Here is a 26,526-nt window from a genome sequence, read left to right as displayed (position 1 = left end):
ATCGTGAATCAGCAGAGCACCATCCCCTCCGCCACCGAACTCGCCGAGCGGGCCCGCGCGGCGGCCGAACGTTGCGGTGTGGACCTCAACCAGGTGAGCGGTGACCACGACGTCATCTCACCGATCAACGGCCAGCCGCTGTATTCGGTTGCCTGGCAGGATTCGGCGAGTGTCGATGCGGCGATCAAGACCGCCAACGACGCGTTCCTGCAGTGGCGTACGGTGCCGGCCCCGGTACGTGGCGCCCTGGTGAAGCGCCTCGGGGAACTGCTCACCGAGCACAAGGACGATCTGGCCGAACTGGTCTCCGCGGAGGTCGGCAAGATCACCTCCGAGGCCCGCGGCGAGGTGCAGGAGATGATCGACATCTGCGAGTTCGCGCTCGGGCTGTCGCGTCAGCTCTATGGCAAGACGATGGTCTCCGAGCGCGCCGGTCACCGGTTGATGGAGACCTGGCATCCGCTCGGCGTGGTCGGGGTGATCTCGGCGTTCAACTTCCCGGTCGCGGTCTGGTCCTGGAACACCGCCCTGGCACTCGTCTGCGGCGACCCGGTGATCTGGAAGCCCTCGGAGACCGCGCCGATGTGTGCGCTGGCCAGCAATGCGCTGCTGCAGCGGGCGATCGCCGAGACCGAGGACGCCCCCGAGGGGCTGTCGCAGGTGGTGATCGGCGGGGCCGACGTCGGCCAGGCGCTGGTCGAGAACCCCGGGATCGCGCTGCTGTCGGCGACCGGGTCCACGCGGATGGGGCGCACCGTCGGCCCGCTGGTCGCCGAGCGGTTCGGGCGTTCGCTGCTGGAGCTGGGCGGCAACAATGCCGCGATCGTCACCCCGTCGGCCGATCTGGATCTGGCCGTCCGCGGGATCGTCTTCGCGGCCGCCGGCACCGCCGGGCAGCGCTGCACCACGATGCGCCGGGTGATCGTGCACTCCTCGATCGCCGAGGAACTGGTGCAGCGGCTCAAGGCCGTGTACGAGCGGTTGCCGATCGGTGATCCGCAGCGCGAGGGCACGCTGATCGGCCCGCTGATCAACGAGCGTTCCTTCACCGGTTTCGATGCCGCGGTGCAGCAGGCCGGCGAACAGGGTGGTGAGGTCGTCGTCGGCGGCGCGCGGGAGCTCGCGACCGAGGCGCCGGAGGCGTTCTACGTGCAGCCGACGCTGATCATCATGCCGGGCCAGTCCGAGGTGGTCCGCACCGAGACCTTCGCCCCGATCACCTATGTGCTCACCTACGACGGTGACGTCACCGAGGCGATCGCGCTGAACAACGACGTCCCGCAGGGCCTGTCCTCGGCGATCTTCACCAGCGACCTGGGGGAGGCGGAGCTGTTCGTCTCCGCGGCAGGCTCGGACTGCGGCATCGCCAACGTCAACATCGGCACCTCGGGTGCGGAGATCGGCGGCGCCTTCGGTGGCGAGAAGGAGACCGGCGGCGGCCGGGAATCCGGCTCGGACGCCTGGCAGGCGTACATGCGCCGCGCCACCAACACCATCAACTACTCCGGCGCGCTGCCGCTGGCCCAGGGCGTGAACTTCGACGTTGATTGAGTGGAACCCACGTTCATCGAGTAGCCAGCCATGCGGAGCCTGCGGAGCAAAGGCGGGCGTGTCGAGATGAACTGAGCTGAACCGCGCTCGCCGCGGATGGGCGCGAGCCGCACAACACTGTCAGTGGGGTTCCCTAGCCTCGCCGCATGGTTGATATCGGGTGGTCGGAGGGGCTGGACGAGGCGCAGCGGATCGCGGTGGAGCACGACGCGGGTCCGTTGGTGGTCGCGGCCGGTGCGGGGACGGGGAAGACGCGTACGCTGACCGCGCGGGTCGCCCGGTTGCTGGAGTCCGGCGTACCACCCGAGCGCATCCTGCTGCTCACCTTCACCCGCCGCGCCGCGGCCGCGATGACCACGCGCGCGGCAGCCCTGTGCGCGGATCCTCAAGCAGCACAGCGAATCTGGGGTGGCACCTTCCATGCGGTCGCGCATCGGATCGTTTCCGAGCATGCGCAGCACGTGGGCCTGCGGGATGTCACCGTGCTCGACCCCGGTGACGTGGTCGACCTGCTCGACCTGCTCCGTGAGGAGCACGGCCTGGTCGGCACCGAGCGCCGGTTTCCCACCTCGCAGGCGATCGCGGACATCTGCTCGCGGGCGATCAACACCGCCACCCCGGCTCGTGAGGTGATGGCCGAACAGTTCCCCTGGTGCCTCGACCATGCGGCAGCGATCAACGGTCTGCTGCGCGATTTCGCTGCCCGCAAGCGTGAGCGGGGCTTGCTCGACTTCGATGATCTGCTGCGCTACTGGCTGGCGCTGCTGGCCGATGAGCAGGTGGGTGCGCGGTTGCGGCGGCGATGGGACTGGGTGCTCGTCGATGAATACCAGGACGTCAACCAGATCCAGGTCGACATCGTCCGCGCGCTCTGCCCCGACGGTGCCGGGCTGACCGTGGTCGGTGACGACGCCCAGGCGGTCTACGGCTTCCGCGGCGCGAACGCCGAACACCTCCTCGAGGTGCAGGACCAGTTCCCCGACGCGACGCTGGTACGCCTGGAGCGCAACTTCCGCTCCACCCAGCCGGTGCTGGACCTGGCCAACGTGGTCCGGCCGAGCGAGCTGCGCCTCGAACTCGCCGCCGACCGCACCGACGGCGGCAGCCGGCCCGCCGTGGTGCGCTGCGCCAACGCCGACGACGAGGCCCGCCAGGTCGCCGACGCCATCCTGGCCGCCCACCAGGACGGGATGGAGCTGCGCGAGCAGGCGGTGCTGATGCGGACCGGCACGCACTCCCACCAGCTGGAGATCGAGCTGAAGGTCCGCGACATCCCATTCGTGAAGTTCGGCGGGATCGGCTACCTGGAGACCGCGCACGTGCGGGATCTGATCGCCGCGTTCCGGGTCGCGCTGAACCCGGCCGATGAAGTGTCCTGGTACCGCTTGCTCACCCGGCACCGCTCGATCGGCAAGACACATGCCCGTTCGCTCGCCGGGCTGCTCGCCGGATCGGACGACGAGTCGCGGTTCGCCGAGGCGGTCGCCGCCGCGCCACCGAAGGCCCGCTCCGGCTTGGCTGCCACCCTGGAGGAGGTGCGCCGGGCGCAGTCCGCGGATGCGGTGGCCGCGGTGGTGGAGGCCTGTCACGGCGCGGTACGCCCGTTGCTGCGCGCGCATTACGCCGACTGGTCGCGCCGGGCGGTCGACGTGGAACGGCTCGCCGAATCCGCCGCGCAGCAGACCGATCTGGGCGCGTTCATCGCGGAGACGACGATCGACCCGGCCGGGGTCAGCGCCGACTGGGCCAAGAAGCCCTACCTCGACGACGACTACGTGATCCTGTCCACCATCCACTCGGCGAAGGGGCTGGAGTGGGATTCGGTGCACCTGATCCGCGCCTGCGACGGCGCCGTCCCCTCGGACATGGCGCTCACCTCGGACGCCGGTCTGGCCGAGGAGCACCGGCTGTTCTATGTCGCGCTCACCCGGGCCCGGGACTCGCTGCGGATCTACACCCCCGACCGGCTGCCGACCCACCCGACCAGCTTCCGCGCCCGGCACGTGATCGCCAAACCGAGCCGCTTCCTCACCCCGGCGGCGATGGACCGGGTGGACGTCATCGACACCAGCACACCGGCCGAGCAGTCTGCGAACAGGGTCGGGGGAGGCGTGCCGGCGCGGCCGGCCCCGGTCACCGTCCCCTCGATGGACGACCTCTTCAGCTGATCAGGGCAGGCCCTGGCTGGAGAGGCGCCAGCCCTCGGGTGTCTCCGCGAAGCAGTAGTGCCAGAACCGCCCGTCCGGTTGCTCGGGTTGGTCACCTTCGTTCCACAGCTGGTAGAGGATGCACCACCCATACGAGGTCGAGCGCGGCGGTTTGAGCTGCCGGACGCCGGTGAGCCGATTGGTTCGACAGGTGCGGGGTTCATCCCGGTCGTGGTAGATCACCAATGCCTTCGCCATGCCGCAGTCCTGGGCCAGCAGCGCGGTGATGTACGCGGCGGCCGCCGCCTCGAGCGTGCCCGACACCGCGCGTACCTCGTCGGGCGAGACCTTGCGGTCGGGGCCGTAGCGGGCCAGTCCCCACTGGGTGATCAGTCCGACGAGCAGCGCCAGTGCGACCAGCGGCCAGCCGAAGCGTGCCAAGAACCTCCGCATGGGCCTCACCCTAGACCTACCGACGGTCAGCCCTCGGGAGTGAAGAATGATCATGGAATATTCGTTCTTATATTTGAATAGTGCAGCTCTAGGGGCGAATATTCCATGATCATTCTCCAGGGGCGCGACGCCTGGGTGGTGCGCCGGTTCGGCATTCCAATCCGTGTCGACCTCTTGCCAACTCGAACCGGGGCCCTTACGTTTGAACGCAATTGAGTCGATTCAATCGACAATCACATCGTTCAAAGGGGAACCCTGTGTCGCAGTCAACCGGTGTCGCGAAGGCGCCCAATCCGTGGTGGGTGGGGGTGGTGTCGGGCATGGCGTCCTACATCGACTCCGCGGCAATCGTCTCCAACGGGATCGCGCTCGTGGTCTATCAACAGACCATCGGACTCTCGGACCCCCAGTTCGGGGTGCTGTCGGGAATCCTCACCTTCGGCATCGCCCTCGGAGCGATGACCGGCGGCAAGCTGGGTGATGCGTTCGGGCGTCGGCGGGTGTTCATGGCGACGATGGCGATGATCGTCGTGGGCACCGCGTTCCTCATCTTCGGCGCGAGCTTCCCGACCCTGCTGATCGGGACCATCCTGGTCGGCGTGGGCTCCGGTGCGGATCTGCCGGTCTCGCTGGCGACGATCGCAGAGAATGCCACCGACAAGAACCGCGGCGCGATCCTCGGTCTCTCCAACATGCTGTGGAGCGTCGGCGTCCTGGTGACCATCCTGCTCGGCGGCCTGGTCGGTGACCTCGGCCGCCTGGGCGGTCAGATCATGTACGCCCACATCGGCGTGGTGGCGTTCTTGTTACTGGTGCTGCGGATCTCGCTCCCGGAGACCCCGAGCTGGCTGAAGGCCTGCGAGGAGCGGCGCCGCGGTGTCAGCACGATCCGCGCCGAGAAGGTGGCACTCGGCGAACTCGTGAAGGGCCCGTACGCCAAGCCGTTCATCGCGCTGCTGTTCTTCTACTGCCTGACGAACCTGGCGGCCAACACCGGTGGCCAGTTCGGCACCAAGATCGGCGTCGACATCGTCGGGCTGAGCATCTCCCAGGCCTCCCTGCTCGGCATGCTGGGCTTCCCGGTCGGCATCGTCGGCGCCATCTGGTTCATGCGGATCGTCGGTACCCGCTACCGGATGCACTACTTCGTCTTCGGTGCGGCGCTGATGATCGGCAGCTACTTCGTGCCCGCCCTGTTCGGATTCTCGCTGCCGATGTGGATCCTCTCCGGTGTCCTCGGCGGGTTCGGCGGTGCCTTCGCCTTCGAGGGGATCATGAAGGTCTGGACCCAGGAATCGTTCCCGACCATGCTGCGCTCCTCGGCGCAGGGCGCGATCATTTCCTTCGCCCGGATCGCTGCCGGCGTACTCGCCCTGTTCACCCCGAACCTGCTCACCGACATGGGCCCGCGGCCGTTGTATGCGACCCTCGGCGTCATCGTCGCCGCCGGCCTCGGTATCGCCTGGTGGGGCTTCGCCGGCCGGCAGCGCAATGAGTTCGAGGCCGAGGAGCGGTTGGAGACCACCCACGACCTCGACACCTCATCCCCGCACGGATCGAACACCCCGGAGGCCCTTCGATGACCACCCGCACCGACGCCCTCAACACCGACGCCCCGAACACCGCCGTAGCGATCACCGCGGACGTCGGCCGCGACGAAGTCGTCGCCCTGACGACCGCCTTCCGACTGGACCAACCGGTCGACCGCGTCCGGTCCGCCACGCTGTGGGCGACCGCGCACGGCGTCTTCGAGGTCGCGGTCAACGATCGCCCGATCGACGATTCCGTGCTCAACCCCGGCTGGTCGAGCTATGAATGGCGGCTGCCGGTCACCGCGACCGATGTCGCCGCATTGCTCACCGAGGAAGAGAATCGGGTGACCGTGCGCCTCGGCAACGGGTGGTGGCGCGGCGACCTGGGGTTCGAGGGTGCCCACGCCAACTACGGTGAAGAACTGGCATTCCTGGGCGCCCTGGTGATCGGCTTCGACGACGGCAGCGAACAGGTCATCGCGACCGGCCCGGACTGGTCCGCGCAGACCACCGACACCCTCGCCAACAGTCTCTACGACGGCCAGGCGATCGACGCCCGGCGCCGCGGCAACCCCGATCCGCTCCAGGTCCGGGAGGCCGAGATCGATCGCACCAGGCTGGTGCCGCACTCCGGTCCGCCGGTCACCCGCCAGGAAACCCTGCGCCCGCAGGAGATCTGGCGTTCCCCTTCGGGTGCGACGCTGGTCGATTTCGGCCAGAATCTGGTCGGTTGGCTCCGCTTCACCGTCATCGGCCCCGAGGGTACGGTGATCACCATCCGGCATGCGGAGGTGCTCGAGGACGGCGAACTGGGCACCCGGCCGTTGCGCTCGGCGAAGCAGACCGACACCTTCACCCTCTCCGGTGGTGAGGACTTCTTCGAACCGACCTTCACCTTCCACGGTTTCCGGTACGCCGAGGTCACCGGTTGGCCGGGGGAGCTCACCGCCGACGATCTCGAGGCGGTGGTGGTGCACTCGGCGATGACCCGAACCGGTTGGTTCAGCTGCTCCGATGACCGGGTGAATCAGCTCGTCGCCAACTCGGTGTGGGGGCAGAAGGGCAACTTCCTGGATGTCCCCACCGACTGTCCGCAGCGCGACGAACGCCTGGGTTGGACCGGTGACATCGCCGCCTACGCCGCCACTGCGGCGTACCAGTTCGATGTCGCGGACTTCCTGCACAGCTGGCTGCTCGACCTGGCCGAGGAGGCCCGCAACAGTCCGAACGGCTGGGTGCCGCACGTGGTGCCCGACGTCTTGACCAAGCACGCGCAGTTCTCCCCGGAGTTCACCGCCGCGATGGAGGGCTGGCAGGGCCCGACCGCGATCTGGGGTGACGCGGCGGTCTGGGTGCCGCAGGCCCTCTGGTACGCCTACGGCGACCGGGACCGGTTGGCCGCGCACTACCCGGGGATGGTCGTGCACCTCGACGGGGTGGAGCAGCGGCTCTCCGACAGCGGCCTGTGGGACACCGGATTCCAGTTCGGCGACTGGCTCGACCCGGATGCCTCCCCGCACGAACCGTGGAACGCCAAGGCCGATTCCGGTGTGGTCGCCACCGCCTGCCTCTACCGCTCCGCCGCCTTCGCCGCGGAGGCCGCCCGCGAACTGGGCCATGACTCGGATGCCGAACGCTGGCAGGCGCTCGCCGATCGCACCCGGACCGCGTTCAACGACGCCTACGTCGCCGAGGACGGCACCATCCGCTCCGACTGCGCCACCGTGTATGCGCTGGCGCTCTGCTTCGGGCTGCTCGACGAGCAGATCCGGCCCCGCGCGGCGGCCCGACTCGCCGAGGTGGTGGAGGCGGCCGGATTCCGTGTCTCCACAGGATTCGCGGGCACTCCATTCGTCACCTGGGCGCTGTCGGAGAACGGTTACGTCGAACACGCCTACCGGCTGTTGCTGGAGACCGGGTGCCCCAGCTGGCTGTATCCGGTGACGATGGGTGCCACCACGATCTGGGAACGCTGGGACTCGATGCTGCCCGATGGCTCGATCAACCCCGGTGAGATGACCTCGTTCAACCATTACGCACTCGGTGCGGTGGCCGACTGGCTCTACCAGGTAGTGGCCGGGATCCGACCAGCCGCACCCGGCCACCGCGCGCTGCTGCTGCAACCGCGACCCGGGCCCGGGCTCGACTGGGCACACGGTGCGCTGGAGACCCGGCACGGGCGGGTGGAATCCGGCTGGCGGCGTACCGATGCCGGGATCGAGGTCGAGGTGGTCGTCCCGGACGGCGTGTCCGCGGAGGTCGTGCTCCCCGACAACACCCGGCGCTCGGTCACCGCGGGTCGGCACACGTTCACCGCGGAGGAGGCGTACGCCGGGGCGTGACGTCAGTGGCGACGGCGGGTGAGCAGGGAGGCGACGAACAGCACCACCAGGGCGTACGCGCTGCGCAGGCCGGACTGCCAGAGGGCGACCAGCATGATCGGGACAAGGGCGAGGTTGGCCAGCGTCCAGGGCCGCGGGCCGGTACTGCGGGCGTAGGCCACGATGCAGATCAGATAGATCACCACGAACACCGCGCTGGCGGCGGCGAGCGCATCGACGACCAGCCCCGGGAAGACCTGCAGCACCGCCAGGGTCACCGCGAAGCCACCGGCCAGCACCCCGATCGCGCGGCGCGGCTGGCGGGCATCCGGCCCCGCGATCCAGGCGGGTGCCAGGCCCTCCCGGGCCGCGCTGTCCAGCACCAGCCCCACGCCGCGCACCCAGGCCAGCGCGTTGAGCAGGATCCCGCCGGCGCCGGCCAGTGCCACCACCACGGCACCGACCGGGCCGCCCGGCAGGCCCCGTGCGGCATCCACCAGCCCGGTGACCGGATCGACCGCAACCGGCGCCGACCGCACCGCGATGGCCAGCGTCAACCCGATCGCCAGCGTGACCAGCAGCCCGAGCGAGATCAACGAGACCGCGGTGAAATCCCTGCGTGGATGGGAAAGATCGCGGGCCAGGAAGGTCAGGTTCTCGAAGCCGACGAACGCCCAGAACGCCAGCAGTACCCCCGCCGGTACCGCACCCAGCGCGGGCACCGTCGGTACCACCTCGGCCGGGCGCACCGGTTGCGAGAGCAACCAGACCAGCACCGCGGTGAGCACCGCGACCAGCGCGATCGCACCCCACTGCTGCACCCGCGCGCCCGCGGCGGCGCCGGCCAGATTCGTCGCCACCGCCAGTCCGAGCAGCAGCGCGGCCAGCACGGTCGGCGGCACCGCCAACCCGGTGGCCGCCGCCAGGTTGCTGGCCGCGACCACCGCGTTCGTCGGCAACCCGACCATCACCACCATCGGGAACATCAGCGGGATCCGGTCACCCCAACGCCGGCCCAGTCCGGCCCGGACCGCGTCGCGCAGCGGATCGGAACTGCCCGGCGTACGCAGCACCGTGTCGCGGAACAGCACGATCATCGGCACGCAGAGCACCGCGGCGACCAGCCAGGTGAGCACGGCGGCCGACCCGGTCTCGTGCAGCACCGCGGCCGGCAGGCCGAGCAGTCCGGCGCCGACCACCGAGGCGAAGCCGGCGGCGACCCCGCCGGCGCGGCCCAGCCCGGTCGGGGGAGCGAGTGCGGATCGAGTCACACCGCGAGCCTGCCGGGAGACCGCCCCGAACCGTGAGTGGCTGGAATGACACCAGGCATCGGATTCGTGCCATGATGGTGGTATGCCTCTCCGCTCGGTCGCCGTGCTGGTCCGCCCGAGCATGTCGATGTTCGAGTTCGGGGTGACCGCCGAGGTCTTCGGCATCGACCGCACCGAGATCGGCCTGCCGGCGATCGACTACCGCGTCTGCGCCGACCGCGACCTGCTCGATCGCTCCGCCCCGGTGCCGACCAAGCACACCGCCCGCTCGGCCTGGTCGCCGCCCACGGTCTCGATGGCATCACCGGTGCCGACGTGCTGATCGTCAGCGCCGCCGCCGAACCCACGCCCGGCACCGACGCCGAGATCACCGCCATCCGCGCCGCGCATGCCACCGGTGCCACCGTGCTGTCCCTGTGCTCGGGCGCGTTCCTGCTGGCGCAGGCCGGGTTGCTCAACGGTCGGCGGGTGACCACGCACTGGATGTACGCCGACCGGCTCGCTGCGGCGTACCCGAAGACCGAGGTGGTCTCCGACGAACTGTTCATCGACCACGGGGACGTGATCACCGCCGCCGGCACGGCGGCCGCGGTCGACACCTGCCTGTATCTGGTACGCCGGGAGCTCGGCCAGGCGGTCGCTGCGGCGATCGCGCGGCGGATGGTGGCCGCGCCGCAACGCCACGGCAGCCAGCTGCAATATGTCGAGCGGCCGGTCATCCCGACACCGGGTCCCGGCCTGGCGCCGACCCTGGACTGGGCGTTGGGCCGGCTCGACGAACCCCTCGACGTGACCACGCTGGCCCAGCACGCCGGGGTGAGCCCGCGGCAGCTCAACCGCTGGTTCCTCGGCGACCTCGGGACCACCCCGCTGCGTTGGCTGACCGAGCAACGGATCCGGCTCGCTCAGGAACTGCTGGAGAGCTCGGACCTCTCGGTGGAACGGATCGGCCAGCGGGTCGGCTACGGTTCGCCGACCCAGCTGCGGCAGCATTTCCGGCGGCTCGTCGGCAGTACGCCGGCCCACTACCGGGAGACCTTCCGCGCACGCTGAGCCGGGGTGACGATCCCGCTAGGCTGTGCCGGTGCCCGAACCGAGTTCCCCCGAGACCAGATCTTTCGTCGTCGGTGTGATCGGCGGCGGCCAGCTGGCCCGGATGATGTACGCCGCCTCGATCAAGCTCGGCATCACCGTCCGGGTGCTCGCCGAGGGGCCGGAGGTGAGCGCCGCCCAGGTCGCCCACGACGTGGTCGTCGGCGACCACGACGACCCCGACACCGTGAAGGCGTTCGCCGCCGACTGCGATGTGATCACCTTCGACCACGAGCATGTCCCGACCGGGTTGCTCCGCGAACTGGAGGCAACCGGTGTCCAGGTGCGCCCCGGCCCGGCGGCGCTGATCAACGCCCAGGACAAGGCCGTGATGCGCGAACGCCTCTCCGCGTACGCCCCGGCGTACCGGATCGTCACCGACGCGGCCGCCCTGCGCGCCTTCGGCGACGAGCAGGGCTGGCCGATCATCGCCAAGATCGCCCGCGGTGGCTACGACGGCAAGGGCGTCTGGAAACTCGACGGCCCGGCCGAGGCCGACGAGCTGTTCGACGGCGTCGGCGAGGGCACCACGATCGTCGCCGAGGAACTCGTCGACTTCGCCCGCGAACTGTCCGCGCTGGTCGTCCGCTCACCCAGCGGACAGGCGGTGGCGTACCCGGTCAGCGAGTCGATCCAGCGCGGCGGGATCTGCGTGGAGACCATCACCCCGGCCCCGGGGCTGACCGAGGAGCAGGCGATCGCCGCGCAGAAGCTCGCGCTCACCGTCGCCCACGACCTCGAGGTCGTCGGCATGCTGGCGGTCGAACTGATGGAACGCCGCGACGGCTCGGTGGTGATCAACGAGCTCGCGATGCGGCCGCACAACACCGGCCACTGGACCATCGACGGCGCGCACACCTCCCAGTTCGAGAACCACCTGCGCGCGGTGCTCGACCTGCCCCTCGGCGACCCCAGCACCCGGGCGCCCTGGACCGTGATGGCCAATGTGCTCGGCGGCAGTGTCGAGGATCTGACCAGCGCGCTGCTGCACTGCTTCGCCCGCGACCGCCGGCTGCGCGTCGAGCTCTACGGCAAGGACGTGAAACCGGGGCGCAAGGTCGGCCACGTGAACACCTTCGGCGACGACCTCGACGAGGTGCGCCGCCGCGCCGAGCACGCCGCCAACTATCTGATGGGGATTGAAGGACATGACTGAACAGCAGCAATCGTCCCCCGCGAGCGCGGGGGTGCGGGGGTCGTCCCCCGCACGAATCGGCATCGTGATGGGTTCGGATTCCGACTGGCCGACGATGCAGGCGGCCGCCGAGGCCTGCCTGGAGTTCGGCGTCGCCTACGAGGCCGATGTGGTCTCCGCCCACCGGATGCCGACCGAGATGCTCGACTACGGCCGGCGGGCGCACGAACGCGGGCTCGAGGTGATCATCGCCGGTGCCGGCGGGGCCGCGCACCTGCCGGGCATGCTCGCGGCCGTCACACCGCTGCCGGTGATCGGCGTACCGGTGCCGCTGAAATATCTCGACGGGATGGATTCGCTGCTCTCGATCGTGCAGATGCCGGCCGGGGTACCGGTGGCGACGGTGTCGATCGGCAATGCCCGCAACGCCGGGCTGCTGGCGATCCGGATCCTGGCCGCCGGCGACCCGGCGATGACCGCGCAGGTGCTGGCCTTCCAGCAGGCGCTGGCCGACTCCGCGCGGATGAAGGGGGAGCGGGTCCGCGGAAACTGAGCCGGCGAAGCTGACCGGCGCCCCGGCACACTGGAGTCATGACCAGACTGCGTGGGGCACTGCTGATCGGATTCCTGCTCGCGACCACCGCGCTCACCGTGGCGCTCGGCGTCACCGACCCGGCGGCGCCGCTGACCTACCCCACCCGATTCCTGGTGTGGAACCTGTTCCTGGCCTGGATCCCGATGCTGTGCGCGGCCGGATTCGCCGTGGTGCGGCGACGCTGGGCGCTGCTGCCGCTCGGCGCCGGATGGTTGGCCTTCCTGCCCAATGCGCCCTATCTGGTGACCGACCTGGTGCACCTCGGCGGTGGCGAGAATCTGTGGCGGCATGTGCTGCAGTACGGGTTCGCGGCCTGGACCGGGATCCTGCTCGGCGTGGTCTCGCTGCTGCTGGTGCATCGGCGCATCCACCGCGAATTCGGCCGCCTCTGGGGTTGGCTCACCGTCATCGCATCGGTGGGACTGTGCGCGGTGGGCGTGGTCATCGGGCGCTTCCAGCGCTGGAACTCGTGGGATCTGCTGACCCGTCCCGACGCGGTCATCGCCGCCACCCTCGACTGGGTGCGGTCGCCGTTCGCCCACGTCGAATCCACCGGTGTGGCCGTCGCCGTCGCGGCCTTCTTCTGCTTCGCCTACCTCACCATCTGGTCGTTGACCCCGGACTCGCTCAAGACCTCAGCCGGCGCATGAGGAAGGCCAGCAGCGCCGCCAGCGCGGCCGCGCAGCCGGCGATCACCAGCACCGCCTCGGCCCCGAACCGGCTCGGGACTGCGGCGCCCGGGAGCGCGGTCGCGGTGGTGAACGCCGCCAGCAGCGCCGACCCGCACGAGGTGCCGACCGAGCGCAGCAAGGTGTTCAACCCGTTGGCGGACGCGGTCTCCGACAGCGGTACCGAGGCCATCACCAGCGCCGGCATCGCCGCGAAGGTGAGCGAGGTGCCGACCCCGATCACCGTCGAGGCGAGCACCACCTGCCACAACTGCTGCCCGGTCAGCGCCCGGGTCCAGAACCCCAGTGCCATCACCGATGCGCCGATCAGCAGCGTGGTCTGCGCGCCGATCGAGTTCAGCATCAGGCTCGACACCGGTGCGGTCGCGCCGAAGGCGATCGCGGTCGGCGCCATCCACAACCCGGTGGTCAGCAGGTCCAGGCCCAGCCCGTAACCCGACTCCCGCGGCGCCTGCAGCACCAGCGAGGTGGTCAGCATGTTGGTCATCATCGCCAGCCCGAGCAGTACCGAGGCGGTGTTCGCCATCAGCACCGCCGGCCGGCTCGCGGTCCGCAGATCCACCAGCGGGCTTGGTCGGCGCAGCTCGACCGGGATCCAGATCGCCAGCAGCACCGCGGTGCCGACCAGCAGGATCAGGGTGGTCGGGGTGAGGAATCCCCAGCTCGGGCCCTTGGAGAGCACCAGCAGCCCGGCCACCAGGGCCGCCGAGAGCAGCGCGGTACCCGGCCAGTCGAAGCTGCCGCGGGCGTACGCCCGTCCCGGGCGTACGGTGGTGAAGACCAGCACCGCCATCACCGCCGCCGTCAGCCCCGTCACCCAGAAGATCGCCTGCCAGGGCAGTTGCGAGGCGATCAGTCCGGACAGTGGCATGCCCAGTCCGGCGCCGATCGCCATGGTCGCGCTCATCAGTGAGATGCCGAGCGAGACCCGGTGCGGTGGCAGTTCGTCGCGCAGCGTGGCGATCGCGGTCGGGATCAGTGCCAGCCCCATGCCCTGCAGGGCGCGGGCGACGATCGCGCCGATCAGGGTGGGGAACACCGAGCCGACGACCGCGCCGATCATCATCGCGGCCAGCGCAGTGAGCAGCATCCGGCGTTTGCCGTGCAGATCGGCCAACCGGGTGATCACCGGGGTCGCCACCGCGCCGCTGAGCAGGGTGACGGTGACCAGCCAGGAGGCGTTCGCGGCGGTGGTCCCGAGCAGCCTGGGCAGCTGGGGCAGCAGCGGTACCAGGATGGTCTGCTGCAGCGCGGCGGCCGTGCCGCACAGGCACAGCACCAGGATCACCCGCGCACTGCTGCTCTTCTCCGCCATCGGGGATCACCCTATGGGGTTACCAACGAGTAGCATTGAGGCGTAGAGTGGGCCCCGTGAGCGACTTCGATGAGTTGTACCGTCCAACGGAGGACCACGACGCCTTCCGGGCCGCGGTCCGGGACCTGGCCGAGGCCAAGATCGAGCCCAATGCGGCCGAGGCCGATGAGACCGCGACCTTCCCCAAGGCGTCCTTCGACGCCCTGTTCAAGGCCGACTTCCACGCCCCGCACATCCCGGAGGCCTACGAGGGTGTCGGTGCGGACGCGCTGGCGACGGTGATCGTGATCGAGGAGATCGCGCGCGTCTGCGTCTCCTCCTCGCTGATCCCGGCGGTGAACAAGCTGGCCACCGTGCCGCTGCTGCTCTCCGCCTCGGAGGAGGTCAAGCAGAAGTACCTGCCGCTGATGGCCCGCGATGGCGCGATGTTCTCCTACTGTCTGTCCGAGCCGGATGCCGGTTCCGATGTCGTCGGGATGAAGACCCGGGCGACCAGGGACGGCGACGCGTACGTGCTGAACGGCACCAAATCGTGGATCTCGAATGCGGGGGAGTCGGACTACTACACCGTCTTCGCGGTCACCGATCCGGAGGCCCGGACCCGCGGAATCTCTTGTTTCGTTGTGGAAAAGGCCGATCAGGGGGTCTCCTTCGGTGCGCCGGAGAAGAAGCTCGGCATCAAGGGCTCGCCGACCCGCCAGGTGATCCTGGACAACGTGCGCATCCCCGCCGACCGGCTCGTCGGTGAGGAGGGCACCGGTTTCGTCACCGCGATGAAGACCCTCGACCACACCCGGGTCACCATCGCCGCGCAGGCCATCGGCGTCGCCCAGGGCGCGCTCGACTTCGCGCTCGGTTACGTCAAGGAGCGCAAGCAGTTCGGCAAACCGATCGCCGATTTCCAGGGCCTGCAATGGATGCTCGCCGATGCGGGGATGAAGATCGAGGCGGCCCGACAGTTGACCTACGCCGCCGCGGCGCGCTCGGAGCGGACCGATCCCGACCTCACCTACTTCGGTGCCGCCGCCAAGTGCTTCGCCTCCGATGTCGCGATGGAGGTGACCACCAACGCGGTGCAGCTGCTCGGCGGTTACGGTTACACCAAGGACTACCCGGTGGAGCGGATGATGCGCGACGCCAAGATCACCCAGATCTATGAGGGCACCAACCAGGTGCAGCGGATCGTGATGGCGCGCCAGCTGCTGCAGGGGCTGCCGGAGAACCGCTGAGGTGAGGTCAGGGGGCGCTGGTTGAGCGAGCGAGGGACGAGCGAGTCGACACCCGCGGCCGACCGGGTCGCGCAGGCGATGCAGGCCGTGCCGCGGGTCGGCTTCCTGCCCGAGGCACAGCGCCGGTACGCCGCAGAGGACCGGCCGCTGCCCCTCGGCCCGACCCAGCTCGCGCCCGAACAGACCAACTCCCAACCCTCCACCGTCGCCGCGATGCTGCGGCTGCTGGATGTGCCGGTCGGGGCCTCGGTGCTCGACGTCGGCGCCGGTTCGGGCTGGACCACCGCGCTGCTGGCGTGGCTGGTCGGGCCGTCGGGACGGGTGCTCGGGCTGGAGCTGGAACCGTGGCTCGCCGAGCAGGGTGCGGCGAATCTTCGAGCCTGGGCAGGGAATGCTGGATCTGCCTGGGCGCGGCTCGAGGCCGCCGAACCCGGTGTGCTCGGCCGCCCGGCGGAGGGTCCGTATCAACGGATCCTGGTCTCGGCGATGGCCGATACGCTGCCCGCCTCGCTGGTCGATCAGCTGGACCTCGGCGGGGTGCTGGTCATCCCGGTCGCAGGCGAGATGCTCCGGGTCACCCGCGTGCCAGCCGGCCCGCCGCGGATCGAACGCTCTGGGGCGTACAGATTCGTGCCGTTGCGCTGATTCATCTCCGTCCCCTGAGCGAGGAGCGCAGCGACGAGTCGAAGGGTCCTGGCTTCGACTCGCTCGTTCCTCGCTCGCTCAACCAGCGTCGTGGCCGACGACGGCGTGCCGGCGGCCGTAGGCGAAGTAGATGATCATGCCGACGGCCAACCAAACAACGAAACGCAGCCAGGTGCCGACCTCGAGGCTGGCCATCAGGCCGAGGCAGGTGACCGCGGACAGGATCGGTACCACCGGCACCAGCGGGGTCTTGAACGGGCGCTCCATGTCCGGGCGGGTGCGGCGCAGCACCAGCACCGCGATCGAGACCACCAGGAACGCGAACAGGGTGCCGATGGAGACCATCTCCGACAGTGCGGTGAGCGGGATGAAGGCCGCCAGTGCGCTGATCAGGATCGCGATCAGGATGGTCATCCGGACCGGGGTGTTGTAACGCTCATTGAGTTTCCCGAGGGATGGCGGCAGCAACCGGTCGCGGGAGAGGGCGTACCCGATCCGGCCGAGCGCCACGATCTCGACCAGGATCACCGAGCTCAATCCGGCGATCGCGGCGATGCCGACGAGCACCGCCGCCCAGCCGAGGCCGACCTGTTTGAAGGCGTCCGAGATCGGTGCACCCTCGGAGATGTCGGTGTACTTGACCATCCCGGTCAGCACCAGCGACACCAGCATGTAGAGCAGGCCGCAGGCGACCAGTGTGCCGATCAAGCCGCGCGGCATGTCCCGACCGGGGTTCTGCGACTCCTCGCCGAGGTTGGCGACCGCCTCGAAACCGCTGTAGGCGAAGAAGACCACGGCGGCGGCGACCAGCAGACCACCGACGCCGTAGGCCACCGGCTGGACCCCCGACAGCGCCTGCCACAGCGGTTGCTGGTGCCAGGCGCCGGCGGACTCCTTCGGGGTGGCCGGCGGGAAGAACGGGGTCAGGTTCGCGACCTTGACGAAGAAGAAGCCGGCGATCACCACGAAGATGCAGATCAGCACCTTGACCGCGACAAGCAGGTTGGTGAGCCACTTCGACTCCCGGATGCCGAGGGCGGCGACCACCGCCAGCACCATGACGATCGCGACCGCGCCGAGGTTCACCACCGAGTTCTCCCCGAAGAAGGTCTCCGGCAGCCCCAGCAGTTCCTGGAGATAACCCGACCAGCCTCGGGACACCACCGCCGCACCGAGCGCGAACTCCAGCACCAGGTCCCAGGCGATGATCCAGGCGAACACCTCGCCGATCGTGGTGTAGGCGTAGGTGTAGGAGCTGCCCGCGGTCGGTACCGCGGCGGCCAGCTCGGCATAGCAGAGCGCGGCCAGCAGGGCGACCACGCCGGCGATCAGGAAGGAGACCACGATCCCGGGGCCGGCGTTCTCCTTGGCCTGGATCCCGGTCAGGGTGAAGATGCCGGTACCGATCACGATGCCGACACCGAATCCGACCAGGTCGCGGGCCTTGAGGCGCTTGGTCAGGTGCTGACCGCCGCCCTCGTCCTGCTCGAGAACCGTCTCGACCCGCTTGGTACGCAGGATGCTGGAGTTACCCATGGGGTGACCTTAGACCTATCGTGTCGACAATTGACCGTCCGGGTGGGACGTTACCCAGAGTCGCCACGCTGAGACCTCAGCGCAGGGGCAGATCCACACCGTGTTCGCTCGTCGGTCGCGGGCCGCGGATGCGTCGATCGGTCTCGGTGATCGCGACATCGTTGATGCTGGCCTCCCGACGAGCCATCAATCCGGCCGCGGTGAACTGCCACAGTTCATTGCCGTAGCTGCGCCACCACTGGCCGCTCCCGTCGTGCCACTCGTACTGGAAGCGCACCGCGATCCGATCCTCGGTGAAGCACCACAGGCTCTTGCGCAGGGCGTAATCGAGCTCGCGCTGCCACTTGTCGGTCAGGAACTCGACGATCTCGGCGCGGCCGGTGAGGAAGAGGTCGCGATTGCGCCACTGCGAGTCCTCGGTGTACGCGAGCGCGACCCGTTCGGGATCACGGGTGTTCCAGGCATCCTCGGCGGCCTGCACCTTCTGCGCCGCGGTCTGTTCGGTGAACGGGGGAGTGGGTGGGCGGGTCTCAGACATCGGGTACGCTCCCTTCGAAGTGGAGAACGAGTGTTCTCCATCGGCTCCGGGTAGCGTAGAGAACGCCAGTTCTCAACGTCAATGGGGGTACGCATGCCTGCCGCGCTCACCGCCGAGCGGATTGCCGCCGATCGCCAGCTGCTGCTCGATGCGGCCGAGTCGCTGATCTATGCCGAGGGGGTCCGGGCGGTGGGCATGGACCGGGTTCGGGAGGCGTCCGGGCTGTCGCTCAAGCGCATCTATGCGCTCCATCCCACCAAGGACGAGCTGGTCGTGGCGATGCTGCGCCGCCGCGACCAGCGCTGGCGGGGTGCGCTGGCCGCCCGGGTGGAGACCGCCGACGATCCGGTCGGTCGGGTGCTCGCGGTCTTCGACTGGCTGGCGGACTGGTTCGCCGAACCCGGATTCCGCGGCTGCCTGTGGATCAACCTGCACGGCGAACTCGCCGACACCTCACCGGCGGTACGAGCGGAGGTGCTGGCGCACAAGCAGGCCTTCCGGGAGCAGCTCGCCAGCTGGGCCGGGGAGGTCGATCCCGCGACGCTCGATGCGATCCAGTTGCTGGTCGAGGGGGCGATCGTCACCGCCGGCATCGACGGGGACCTCTCGCGGGTACGCAGCGCCCGGGCCGCGGCCGCCCGCCTGCTCGCCGACTGACCGGGCACCCGGAACTGCGACCGGGCACCCGGTTCGGTCGCGCTGGATCGGGTGCCCGGTGTCGGAACCGGGTGCCCGGTGGGCCGAGCGACTTGGCTTCGACTCGCTCGTGCTCGCTCAGCCGGTGTCGCTGGGGGTGCTCAGCTCGCGTTGGGGCCGGAGTTGCGCGCCTCGCGTACCGCGCCGAGGGCGTCGGCGAGCCTGTCGATCCATTCCTTCTCGTTGGCGCCGACCAGGCGTACGCACCAGGCCAGGGCCTCCGAGCGGGAACGGGCCACGCCGGCCTCGACCAGGGTGTCCAGCACCATCCGTTCGGGTTGCCGGAGCCGGGTCATCACCGGGATCGACAGATTGGTGAAGACCTCCTCGACCTCCCCGCAGCGAGCGCCCCAGGCGACCTTGCGGCCGAAGCTCTCCTCGGCCTCGTCGGCGATCCGCATCCGCTGCGCCCGGGTGTCCTCGCGGAACCGGGCGATCCGCCCGCGGGCCGCCGCGGCGCCACCCTCGTCGGTCTCGGGCAGGGTGCCGAGCACGAGGATCTCCTCGCGATCGACGGTGACCTCGGGGGTCTTGGTGAACCACGCATCGGGCAGTCGCCCGCCGAACCAGTCAGAAACGGTGCTCATCCATCGATTACACAATTACACGGCAACAGTTTCAAGGGCTCAGGGCTTGGCGAAGCGGTCCAGTTTGGAGGTGTCTCCGCGGGCGATCTCGCCGAACATCTCCTTGGCCTTCGCGTCGTCCCAGATCATCGACGAGCCCGCGGCGGTGCTCTTGTTCGGGTTCGAGATCGGCACCATCAGGGTCAGCCCCTGGCCACCGGCGACCTTCATCATCGGCGCGACGACACCGGCGGTGGCGACCACGCCGGTGCCCGGATCGGTCTTCACCGACTGCGCGGCACCGGTGTTCAGGCCCCACCAGCGGAACGGGTTGATCACCGTCATCGGCGAGGCGGCCTTCTTCGCGATCCCGGCGATCATCTCGCGCTGCCGATTCATCCGCCCCAGATCACCGGTCGGGTCGGCGTAACGCATCCGCACATAACCCAGTGCGGTCACCCCGTCCATGTTCTGGCAACCGGCCGGGATGTCGAGGTGGGAGTTCTTGTCCTTGATCGCGGTCTTCGGGCACATCTCGATCCCGCCGAGCGCGTCGATCACGTTGACGAACCCGCCGAAACCGATCTCGGCGTAATGATCGACCCGCAGCCCGGTGTTCTGCTCCACGGTCTGCACCAGCAGCTCCCGACCGCCGAGGGCGTACGCCGCGTTGATCTTGTTCCGGCCCTTCCCGGGGATCGGCACGTAGGAATCGCGGGGGATCGAGATCAGCGCCGGGCGCCCACCCGGCGGGACGTAGAGCAGCATGATCGTGTCGGTGCGCAGGCCCTCGGTGTCACCGGTACCGAGCTTCTGGCGCTCCTCCTCGCTCAGCCCCTCGCGGGAATCCGAGCCGACCAGCAGCCAGGTGGTGCCGGGCTGATCCCCGGGCCGCTGACCGGTCGGCATCGCGTCGACCTTGTTGCTGGCGCTCCAGGCATAGATCGGCGTACCGATCAGGAACACCAGCCAGGCGACCAGCAGCAGGACGATCGTGCGGGCGAGGGTACGCCCCGGACGGCGCGGTGTGCGCGGCCGGCCCGGCCGCCGGCCGGTCGGCGGCGCCGGGGGCCGTCCGCCACCAGCCGCGGACCGGTTCCGCGACCGGGGCTGGCCGGCCGCCTCGATATCGCCGACCGGCATCGCGCGGGTGCGGCCGTCCTGGGCGGCCGCCGAGCGGGACTGATTGCCGGTCCGGCGCGCCGAGGTCCGCGGCGGCGTACTCGGCTCGCCGAAGGAGGCCCGCTTGCGGCCCCCTCCCGACGGCGCGCCGGAGGAGGCCTGGTGGGTCGGGATCTCGGATTCGTCGGCCGGCCTGTGTCCGGGGTCGCCGTCGCGCCGCGGATCGGATCCGCGATACAACCAGTCCATGTCGTCGCCGGGCATGCGGTCACGGTACAGGGGCAATGCGGCCGAACCGGGCGCAAACGCGCCTGTCCGGCGTACCTCCGGGGACCGGTCAGGGAGACGACCACCCACGGGCCGAGGCGCTTAGGGTAGGCTAACTTTATCCAATCGTCACACCTGCTGGAGTTTCACCGTGGCCGCTCGCCCAAGCTATGAACTGACCGTCGTCGGCACCGAGCGGCCCTCGCCGCATGTGGTCCGGTTGCTCCTGGGCGGACCCGGTTACGCCGATTACCAGGACCCCGGCATGACCGATGCCTACGTCAAGCTGATCTTCCCGACCGACGACGGGGAGGTGATGCGCACCTACAGTGTGCGCCGGAACGACCCGCAGCGGCAGTGCCTCGCCGTCGACTTCGTGGTGCACGGCGACAGCGGCATCGCCGCCCCGTGGGCCGCCGCCGCCAGGATCGGGGACACCATCTCGCTGCGCGGACCGGGTAGCGGTTATGCCCCGCGCGCCGACGCCGACTGGCACCTGCTCGCCGGGGACGAGTCCGCGCTGCCGGCGATCGCCGCCGCCATCGAGGCGATGCCCGCCGGTGCACCGGTCAAGGCCGTCGTCGAGGTCGCCGGCCCGGAGGACGAGGTCACCATCGCCACCGACGCGATCCTCGACCTGGTCTGGGTGCACCGCGGCGGTACGGCCGATCAGGTGGGGGAGGATCGCGCCGGTGACAACGCCCCGCTGATCGCGGCCGTCCGCGAGGTCGAATGGCTGCCCGGTACGCCGCAGGTGTTCATCCACGGTGAGGCCCAGGCGGTGATGAAGAACCTCCGCGGTTACATCCGCAAGGAGCGTGAGGTGCCGGCCGAATGGTGCTCGATCTCCGGCTACTGGCGCCGCGGCGCGACCGAGGACGGCTTCCGGGTCTGGAAGTCCGAACTGCGCAGGGCCGAGGAGGGCGCCGTCGCCTGACGATGGCTCCGGGTGATGCCCCCGGGTGAGGAAATCCCAAGGTCGTAATCGGTCACCGACGGCGTGGCGGACCGACCGGCCGGAAGGCGCCGATGGCACTCTGGTCGCGGACCCTCCGGGGTCTCCTTCCCCGACAACAGCATCGAAAGGCCCATCCGTGTCTGATGCACGCCGCGGCAGCGGCAACCTCGACGATCGCCGCGGCAGCGGCAACCTCGGCGACAGCGTGGACGAGCGACGCAAGCCTTCCCCGACCGCACCCGACAAGGGATCGAGCACCGCCTACCGGCCGGCTGCACAGCTGCGCAGCGACCGGTTGCGGCTGCGTCGTGGGCTCGGTTTTCTGGGCCTGACCCTGGTCGTGCCGGGGTCGGCGCAGCTGCGGGCCGGGGACCGGCGGGTCGGGCGCTGGGCGGTACGCGTGTGGGCGGCGCTGATCGCCCTGCTGGTGGCCTTCGTGGTGCTGCTGCTGGTGGACCGGGGAGCCGCCATCGCGATCATCACCTTCCGGCCGCTGACCATCCTGATCTCGCTGGTCCTCGGGCTGGCCGGGATCGGTTGGGCGGCGCTGATGCTGGACGCCTGGCGGATCGCCAACCCGCCCTCGCTGGCCCGCCGGCACCGGCTCGGTTTCGGCCTGCTCAGCATCGTGCTCGCGCTCGGGCTCGGCGGCGGGATGATCGCCTCGGCCTCCGCGGTGAACGCCGAGGGTGACCTGATCGGCAGCGTCTTCTCCGGCGGTGGTGAGACCGAGGCCAAGGCCGGCCGCTACAACGTGCTGCTGCTGGGCGGGGATGCCGGCAAGGGCCGCGAGGGGCTGCGCCCGGATTCGATGACCGTCGCCAGCATCGACGCGACCACCGGGCGTACCGTGCTCTTCTCGCTGCCGCGGAACCTCGAGGACGTGGGCTTCCCCGACGAATCGCCGATGAAGAAGCTGTATCCCAACGGGTTCACCTGCCCCAACCACGAGTGCCTGCTGAACGCCGTCTACACCAAGGCGATGGAGAACAAGGACCTCTATCCCGGGGTCAAGGATCCGGGCGCGCAGGCCACCACCGAGGCCATCGAGTGGGCCACCGGGCTGGACATCAACTACTACGCGCTGATCGACCTGAACGGCTTCAAGGCGCTGATCGACGCGGTCGGCGGGATCACCATCGACGTCAACAAGCCGGTCGCCGTCGGGGGTGAGGAGACCTCGGTCAAGCGGCACATCCCGGCCGGCAAGGCCCAGCGGCTCAACGGGCAGGATGCGCTGTGGTTCGCCCGCTCCCGGGTGGAGACCTCCGACTATGACCGGATGGCGCGGCAGAAGTGCGTGATGAGCGCGATGCTGAACCAGCTCGACCCGGTCACCGTGGTCACCAAGTTCAACGCCATCGCCTCGGCCGGCAAGCAGGTCGTGGAGACCAACGTGCCCACCAGCGAGATGAACCGGCTGATGGACCTGGCGCTGAAGGCCCGGCAGACCAAGATCGCCTCGGTCTCCTTCGTCCCGCCGATGATCCAACCCGGTGCGCCCGACTACGACCTGATGCGGCAGGCCGTCCGCGACAAGATCGCCCAGTCCCAGGGGCAGCCCACCGCTGGTGCCCCGGCTCCGAAGGCGACCAAGCTGCCGGTCGGCAACGCCCCGGGCGGGACCAGTACGCCGACCCGGCGCGCGACCGGCAAGGCGACCTCGAAGGCCACCCCGACCCCGACCGCCGGTCCGACTCCGGTAGCCATCCCCGGAGCCGATGACCTGGTCGAGGTGTGCGCCGCGGCCTGAGTTCAGTGCCGGGAGGTGTCGACGGTGTCGCCGCCGCCCTTGAGCAGGCCGGAGAGGAAACCGGCGCCCCAGCTGGTGTGCATGATGGCCAGCGCCTGGGCGAGGTTCGCCCGCTCGCGCAGCGTGCCGTTGCCGCGGACCAGCACCGAGGCCAGGAAGGTGGCGTACGCCGCCGGGGCCAGATGGGCGGCGCGCAGCAGCTTCGCCGGGCCGCGCAGCGGGCGTACCGCATCGATCGCCGCGATCGCTGCACTGGCAGCGAATCCGGCGACCAGGGCCGGCGGGGCGAAGTAGCGCAGCGGGGTACGGTCGGCGATCTCGCGGACCAGTGCACCGCGCCAGACGCCGGTGGACCAGAACTGCCGAGCCAGCCGCTCGCGGGAATCCCTGGGCCAGTAGGTGACCTTCAGCTCGGGGGTGAACCAGACCAGATGCCCGGCCTCGCGGATCCGCAGGTTCAGCTCCCAGTCCTCACCGCGGCGTACCGTCTCGTCGTAGCCGCCGACCTCGGCGAGCGCCTCGCGCCGGAAGATGCCCAGATAGGCCGACTCGCACGGCCCCGCCTCGGTGCCGCTGTGATAGGTGCCGCCGCCGAGTCCCAGCGGGGAGTTGTACGCCGTCGCGACGGCCTGCTGGAAGTCGGTCCGCCCGGCCGCGGCCATCAACCCGCCGACGTTCGCGGCCCCGGTACGGCGGAGTGTCTCGACCCCGATCCGGGTGTAGTCCAGCGGGAGCTCGGAGTGGGCGTCGACCCGGATCACGATCGGGTGCCGGGCCGCGGCGATCGCCAGGTTGAGGCCCTTCGGGATGTCGGTACCGGGGTTGTGCACGATCCGGACCTGCGGGTCGTGGGCGGCGAGCTGCTCGGCCAGCGCGGTGGTGTTGTCCCGGGAGGGGCCGAGCGCGATCACCAGCTCGGTCTCCCCGGGATAGTCCTGGTCGAGCACGGTGGCGACCGCGTCCGCCAGATAGCTCTCCTCGTTCAGCACCGGCATCACATAGGACACCGCCGGCCAGCTGCCCTCCGGCCAGGTCGGCATCGGGGCCTGGGTATCGGTCACGGGCGCTCCACCCTCTCGCTGGCCACGATCCGGGTGAGCTCGTCGTGCTCGATGCCCTCGGTGATCACCCGGGAGCCATCGGTCGGCAGCGGTTGGATCAGACCCTCGAGCAGCGCGACCCACAGGCTCGGCGGATCGGCGAGCAGCAGCCGGCCGCCGATCGGTTCCAGCTCGGCCAGTTCGGCGAGCTCGGCCAGCGTGTGCCGGTGCTCGGGCAGGTCGACCGCCGGCGTACCGGGGTCGGGGTCGGTACCGAGCCAGGCGTCCGGCTGGGCCAGCGCCTCGGTGGAGAAGTCGCGCACCCCCGCGGGCAGATCGCGCTGCGGCAGCGCCAGCGGATGCAGCGAACAGGAGATCGTCGGACCGTCCGCACCGGTCGTGGCCGTCGCTGGGCCGATCACGGTCAACTCGCCATCCCCGTCGGTCACGGTCACCCCGGCCCGCCAGCAGGCCAGCACCCAGACCAGCGTCATCCAGTGGCCGGGATGCTCCTCGGCCACGGCGAGGCGTACCCGGTCACCCTCGGTTAGATCGAACTCGTCGACGATCAGGTTCGCGGTCTTGTCGACCCAGTTCGCGTAGGAGCGCACCGAGAGTTCGGTCCGCCCGGCGGGGGAATAGTGGGTCAGGAAGGGAGCCGAACCCTCGGTCCGGGAGCGGCGGGCCAGGTGGTCGGTCAGCTGCATCACGCGGCCATCCTAGGGAGGTTCCCTGAGCGGCGCCTGCGCTGCCCGTGTCGGGAGGAACCGGGTGGGCGTATCTGCCGTTAGGGTGTGGGCCATGCGTTACGTGGTGATCATGGCTGGCGGTTCGGGCAAGCGCCTGTGGCCGCTGTCGCGGCAGGGCATGCCGAAGCAGATGCTGCATCTGGTGGGGGACCGGAGCCTGCTCCGGATGGCCTTCGAGCGGGTGGTCGACGTGGTCGGCGCCGAGCAGGTCTGGGTGTGCACCGGCGGCGAGTACGCCGACACCGTGCGCAGCGAGCTGCCCGAGATGCCCGCCGACCAGGTGCTCGGCGAGCCCGTCGGCCGGGATTCGCTGAACGCCGTCGCCTGGCCGGCCGCGGTGCTGGCCGCGAAGGATCCCGAGGCCGTGGTCGCGATGGTCACCGCGGACCAGATCATGCAGCCGGTGGATGTCTTCCAGCAGGCGCTCCGCACCGGTTTCGAGGTCGCCGAATCCGATGCGACCGCGCTGGTCACCTTCGGCGTGGTGCCGAACACCCCGCACACCGGGTACGGCTATCTGCACCAGGGCAAGGCCGTGAACGGCGATCAGAACGTCCGCCATGTGGTGGAGTTCTCCGAGAAGCCGGACCGCGAGACGGCCGAGCGCTATGTGGCCTCGGGGGAGTACTGGTGGAACGCCGGCATGTTCGTCTGGCAGGCGACGACGCTGCTCGGGCAGCTGGAGAAGCTGGTGCCCGACTGCTATGAGATCGTGCAGACCCTGGCCGCCGAGCCGGAGAAGCTGGCCGAGCTGTTCCCCAAGCTGCCGAAGATCTCGGTGGACTATGCGGTGATGGAGCCGGTGTCCCTGGGCCGCGGTACCGAGGGGTCGCACGTGGTCGCGGTCCGGTTGCCGATCACCTGGCACGACGTCGGCGGGTTCCCCGCGCTGGCCGAACATCTGAAGCACGACGACGACGGCAACGCCCGCGAGGGCTGCACCGTGGTGATGGACGCCTCGCACAACCTGGTGATCAACAAGGGTGGTGACGGCAAGCTGGTGGCGGTGCTCGGGATGACCGACACGATCGTGGTGCAGACCGACGACATCACCCTGGTCTGCCCGTCGGGCCGCGCCGAGCAGGTGAAGGCGCTCGTCGCCCAGGTCGCCGAGGAGCTCGGCGAGTCCTACGCCTGAGTGTTGGCTGGGCGAAAGTCCCAGATCCAGCAAGGGTGAGTTGGCCCCAACGAGCCGACGCGGGTCAGCGGTCCACGGGCTTGCACGCTCGCTGGATCCGGGACTTTCCACAGGGGGCACGGTCGCGCAGCTTCATCCACAGGCCGCCCGCGAGGACCGGTCGATTCCGCCGCCCCGGCCCATGGTGC

At 69.8% G+C, this 26,526-nt stretch carries 24 protein-coding genes; 15 read left to right on the top strand and 9 right to left on the bottom strand.

What is annotated here, in order from left to right:
- The first annotated feature begins 3 nt into the window (after nucleotides 1–3).
- Together amaB and C8D81_RS15950 are read left to right on the top strand one after the other, a co-directional pair.
- The gene (gene amaB / locus C8D81_RS15955; RefSeq protein WP_229119656.1) at nucleotides 4–1,551 is read left to right on the top strand and encodes an L-piperidine-6-carboxylate dehydrogenase; all 1,548 of its coding nucleotides are present in this window, start codon (nucleotides 4–6) and stop codon (nucleotides 1,549–1,551) included.
- 146 nt (nucleotides 1,552–1,697) lie between these two features.
- Nucleotides 1,698–3,719 (top strand): ATP-dependent helicase, encoded by a 2,022-nt coding sequence (locus C8D81_RS15950; RefSeq protein WP_094432320.1) that lies wholly within the window; start codon nucleotides 1,698–1,700, stop codon nucleotides 3,717–3,719.
- Here the strand turns inward: C8D81_RS15950 and C8D81_RS15945 are convergent, their stop codons facing one another.
- The gene (locus C8D81_RS15945; protein ID WP_094432318.1) at nucleotides 3,720–4,151 is read right to left on the bottom strand and encodes a hypothetical protein; all 432 of its coding nucleotides are present in this window, start codon (nucleotides 4,149–4,151) and stop codon (nucleotides 3,720–3,722) included.
- 257 nt (nucleotides 4,152–4,408) lie between these two features.
- On the opposite strand from C8D81_RS15945, the gene C8D81_RS15940 reads away from it, so the two are divergent.
- Both C8D81_RS15940 and C8D81_RS15935 read left to right on the top strand, forming a co-directional pair.
- Nucleotides 4,409–5,734, top strand: a complete 1,326-nt coding sequence (locus C8D81_RS15940; protein ID WP_208109332.1) for an MFS transporter — start codon at nucleotides 4,409–4,411, stop codon at nucleotides 5,732–5,734.
- Nucleotides 5,731–8,025: an alpha-L-rhamnosidase gene (locus C8D81_RS15935; RefSeq protein WP_094432315.1), complete on the top strand. Its 2,295-nt coding sequence runs from the start codon at nucleotides 5,731–5,733 to the stop codon at nucleotides 8,023–8,025. The genes C8D81_RS15940 and C8D81_RS15935 overlap by 4 nt, the downstream gene beginning before the upstream one ends.
- 2 nt (nucleotides 8,026–8,027) lie before the next feature.
- Here the strand turns inward: C8D81_RS15935 and C8D81_RS15930 are convergent, their stop codons facing one another.
- Nucleotides 8,028–9,275 carry an APC family permease gene (locus C8D81_RS15930; RefSeq protein WP_166646849.1) on the bottom strand — a complete coding sequence of 416 codons (1,248 nt, stop codon included), beginning with the start codon at nucleotides 9,273–9,275 and terminating at the stop codon, nucleotides 8,028–8,030.
- Nucleotides 9,276–9,357: 82 nt separating this feature from the next.
- Between C8D81_RS15930 and C8D81_RS21330 the strand changes: the two genes are divergently transcribed.
- From C8D81_RS21330 to C8D81_RS15910, 5 genes are all read left to right on the top strand, one after another.
- On the top strand, nucleotides 9,358–9,597 hold the full coding sequence (locus tag C8D81_RS21330; protein WP_208109331.1) for a hypothetical protein: 240 nt from the start codon (nucleotides 9,358–9,360) through the stop codon (nucleotides 9,595–9,597).
- Nucleotides 9,591–10,328, top strand: a complete 738-nt coding sequence (locus C8D81_RS15925) for a GlxA family transcriptional regulator (protein ID WP_208109330.1) — start codon at nucleotides 9,591–9,593, stop codon at nucleotides 10,326–10,328. The genes C8D81_RS21330 and C8D81_RS15925 overlap by 7 nt, the downstream gene beginning before the upstream one ends.
- Before the next feature lie 31 nt (nucleotides 10,329–10,359).
- On the top strand, nucleotides 10,360–11,523 hold the full coding sequence (locus C8D81_RS15920; RefSeq protein WP_094432394.1) for a 5-(carboxyamino)imidazole ribonucleotide synthase: 1,164 nt from the start codon (nucleotides 10,360–10,362) through the stop codon (nucleotides 11,521–11,523).
- Nucleotides 11,524–11,590: 67 nt separating this feature from the next.
- On the top strand, nucleotides 11,591–12,055 hold the full coding sequence (purE, locus tag C8D81_RS15915) for a 5-(carboxyamino)imidazole ribonucleotide mutase (RefSeq protein WP_229119669.1): 465 nt from the start codon (nucleotides 11,591–11,593) through the stop codon (nucleotides 12,053–12,055).
- A 38-nt stretch (nucleotides 12,056–12,093) separates the two neighbouring features.
- Nucleotides 12,094–12,747 carry a DUF1361 domain-containing protein gene (locus C8D81_RS15910; RefSeq protein ID WP_094357955.1) on the top strand — a complete coding sequence of 218 codons (654 nt, stop codon included), beginning with the start codon at nucleotides 12,094–12,096 and terminating at the stop codon, nucleotides 12,745–12,747.
- Here the strand turns inward: C8D81_RS15910 and C8D81_RS15905 are convergent.
- Nucleotides 12,725–14,101, bottom strand: coding sequence for an MFS transporter (locus C8D81_RS15905; protein ID WP_094432307.1), 1,377 nt, complete (start codon nucleotides 14,099–14,101; stop codon nucleotides 12,725–12,727). The two genes, C8D81_RS15910 and C8D81_RS15905, sit on opposite strands and share 23 nt — an antisense overlap.
- Before the next feature lie 56 nt (nucleotides 14,102–14,157).
- Between C8D81_RS15905 and C8D81_RS15900 the strand changes: the two genes are divergently transcribed.
- Together C8D81_RS15900 and C8D81_RS15895 are read left to right on the top strand one after the other, a co-directional pair.
- Nucleotides 14,158–15,330, top strand: a complete 1,173-nt coding sequence (locus C8D81_RS15900) for an acyl-CoA dehydrogenase family protein (protein WP_166646848.1) — start codon at nucleotides 14,158–14,160, stop codon at nucleotides 15,328–15,330.
- 21 nt (nucleotides 15,331–15,351) lie between these two features.
- Complete coding sequence (locus C8D81_RS15895; protein WP_229119654.1) at nucleotides 15,352–15,975, top strand: protein-L-isoaspartate O-methyltransferase family protein; 624 nt, start codon at nucleotides 15,352–15,354, stop codon at nucleotides 15,973–15,975.
- A gap of 78 nt (nucleotides 15,976–16,053) precedes the next feature.
- Here the strand turns inward: C8D81_RS15895 and C8D81_RS15890 are convergent, their stop codons facing one another.
- Together C8D81_RS15890 and C8D81_RS15885 are read right to left on the bottom strand one after the other, a co-directional pair.
- Nucleotides 16,054–17,511: an APC family permease gene (locus C8D81_RS15890; RefSeq protein WP_094432300.1), complete on the bottom strand. Its 1,458-nt coding sequence runs from the start codon at nucleotides 17,509–17,511 to the stop codon at nucleotides 16,054–16,056.
- 76 nt (nucleotides 17,512–17,587) lie between these two features.
- A complete protein-coding gene (locus tag C8D81_RS15885; RefSeq protein ID WP_094426142.1) occupies nucleotides 17,588–18,049 on the bottom strand; it encodes a nuclear transport factor 2 family protein in 462 nt (153 codons plus the stop codon).
- 93 nt (nucleotides 18,050–18,142) lie between these two features.
- Between C8D81_RS15885 and C8D81_RS15880 the strand changes: the two genes are divergently transcribed.
- Nucleotides 18,143–18,706, top strand: coding sequence for a TetR/AcrR family transcriptional regulator (locus tag C8D81_RS15880; protein ID WP_094432297.1), 564 nt, complete (start codon nucleotides 18,143–18,145; stop codon nucleotides 18,704–18,706).
- A 140-nt stretch (nucleotides 18,707–18,846) separates the two neighbouring features.
- Here C8D81_RS15880 and C8D81_RS15875 read toward each other — a convergent pair whose 3' ends face one another.
- Both C8D81_RS15875 and C8D81_RS15870 read right to left on the bottom strand, forming a co-directional pair.
- A complete protein-coding gene (locus tag C8D81_RS15875) occupies nucleotides 18,847–19,332 on the bottom strand; it encodes a hypothetical protein (RefSeq protein ID WP_133626397.1) in 486 nt (161 codons plus the stop codon).
- Nucleotides 19,333–19,371: 39 nt separating this feature from the next.
- A complete protein-coding gene (locus C8D81_RS15870; protein ID WP_229119653.1) occupies nucleotides 19,372–20,697 on the bottom strand; it encodes an LCP family protein in 1,326 nt (441 codons plus the stop codon).
- 154 nt (nucleotides 20,698–20,851) lie between these two features.
- Between C8D81_RS15870 and C8D81_RS15865 the strand changes: the two genes are divergently transcribed.
- The gene (locus C8D81_RS15865; RefSeq protein WP_133626396.1) at nucleotides 20,852–21,637 is read left to right on the top strand and encodes a siderophore-interacting protein; all 786 of its coding nucleotides are present in this window, start codon (nucleotides 20,852–20,854) and stop codon (nucleotides 21,635–21,637) included.
- Between the two features lie 157 nt (nucleotides 21,638–21,794).
- Nucleotides 21,795–23,411, top strand: a complete 1,617-nt coding sequence (locus tag C8D81_RS15860) for an LCP family protein (protein ID WP_133626395.1) — start codon at nucleotides 21,795–21,797, stop codon at nucleotides 23,409–23,411.
- A gap of 2 nt (nucleotides 23,412–23,413) precedes the next feature.
- On the opposite strand, the gene C8D81_RS15855 is transcribed toward C8D81_RS15860, so the two are convergent.
- Both C8D81_RS15855 and C8D81_RS15850 read right to left on the bottom strand, forming a co-directional pair.
- Nucleotides 23,414–24,472 carry a glycosyltransferase family 2 protein gene (locus tag C8D81_RS15855; protein ID WP_229119847.1) on the bottom strand — a complete coding sequence of 353 codons (1,059 nt, stop codon included), beginning with the start codon at nucleotides 24,470–24,472 and terminating at the stop codon, nucleotides 23,414–23,416.
- Nucleotides 24,469–25,158: a TIGR03089 family protein gene (locus C8D81_RS15850; RefSeq protein WP_229119860.1), complete on the bottom strand. Its 690-nt coding sequence runs from the start codon at nucleotides 25,156–25,158 to the stop codon at nucleotides 24,469–24,471. Before C8D81_RS15850 ends, C8D81_RS15855 begins: the two co-directional genes overlap by 4 nt.
- A gap of 94 nt (nucleotides 25,159–25,252) precedes the next feature.
- On the opposite strand from C8D81_RS15850, the gene C8D81_RS15845 reads away from it, so the two are divergent.
- Nucleotides 25,253–26,338 (top strand): mannose-1-phosphate guanylyltransferase, encoded by a 1,086-nt coding sequence (locus C8D81_RS15845; RefSeq protein ID WP_094432285.1) that lies wholly within the window; start codon nucleotides 25,253–25,255, stop codon nucleotides 26,336–26,338.
- The last annotated feature ends 188 nt before the right edge of the window (nucleotides 26,339–26,526 follow it).

This window comes from Enemella evansiae, assembly GCF_004362375.1.
Classification (GTDB): domain Bacteria; phylum Actinomycetota; class Actinomycetes; order Propionibacteriales; family Propionibacteriaceae; genus Enemella; species Enemella evansiae.
The sequence above is the reverse complement of the archived record's forward strand: the minus strand, read 5'-3'. Positions and strand labels throughout refer to the sequence as shown.

Excerpts from the sequence above, each read along its gene's own strand:
- C8D81_RS15950 (WP_094432320.1), top strand. The coding sequence starts at position 1,698 with ATGGTTGATATCGGGTGGTCGGAGGGGCTGGACGAGGCGCAGCGGATC.
- C8D81_RS15945 (WP_094432318.1), bottom strand. The coding sequence starts at position 4,151 with ATGCGGAGGTTCTTGGCACGCTTCGGCTGGCCGCTGGTCGCACTGGCG.
- C8D81_RS15935 (WP_094432315.1), top strand. The coding sequence starts at position 5,731 with ATGACCACCCGCACCGACGCCCTCAACACCGACGCCCCGAACACCGCC.
- C8D81_RS21330 (WP_208109331.1), top strand. The coding sequence starts at position 9,358 with ATGCCTCTCCGCTCGGTCGCCGTGCTGGTCCGCCCGAGCATGTCGATG.
- purE (WP_229119669.1), top strand. The coding sequence starts at position 11,591 with ATGGGTTCGGATTCCGACTGGCCGACGATGCAGGCGGCCGCCGAGGCC.
- C8D81_RS15910 (WP_094357955.1), top strand. The coding sequence starts at position 12,094 with ATGACCAGACTGCGTGGGGCACTGCTGATCGGATTCCTGCTCGCGACC.
- C8D81_RS15905 (WP_094432307.1), bottom strand. The coding sequence starts at position 14,101 with ATGGCGGAGAAGAGCAGCAGTGCGCGGGTGATCCTGGTGCTGTGCCTG.
- C8D81_RS15890 (WP_094432300.1), bottom strand. The coding sequence starts at position 17,511 with ATGGGTAACTCCAGCATCCTGCGTACCAAGCGGGTCGAGACGGTTCTC.
- C8D81_RS15885 (WP_094426142.1), bottom strand. The coding sequence starts at position 18,049 with ATGTCTGAGACCCGCCCACCCACTCCCCCGTTCACCGAACAGACCGCG.
- C8D81_RS15880 (WP_094432297.1), top strand. The coding sequence starts at position 18,143 with ATGCCTGCCGCGCTCACCGCCGAGCGGATTGCCGCCGATCGCCAGCTG.
- C8D81_RS15875 (WP_133626397.1), bottom strand. The coding sequence starts at position 19,332 with ATGAGCACCGTTTCTGACTGGTTCGGCGGGCGACTGCCCGATGCGTGG.
- C8D81_RS15870 (WP_229119653.1), bottom strand. The coding sequence starts at position 20,697 with ATGCCCGGCGACGACATGGACTGGTTGTATCGCGGATCCGATCCGCGG.
- C8D81_RS15850 (WP_229119860.1), bottom strand. The coding sequence starts at position 25,158 with ATGCAGCTGACCGACCACCTGGCCCGCCGCTCCCGGACCGAGGGTTCG.
- C8D81_RS15845 (WP_094432285.1), top strand. The coding sequence starts at position 25,253 with ATGCGTTACGTGGTGATCATGGCTGGCGGTTCGGGCAAGCGCCTGTGG.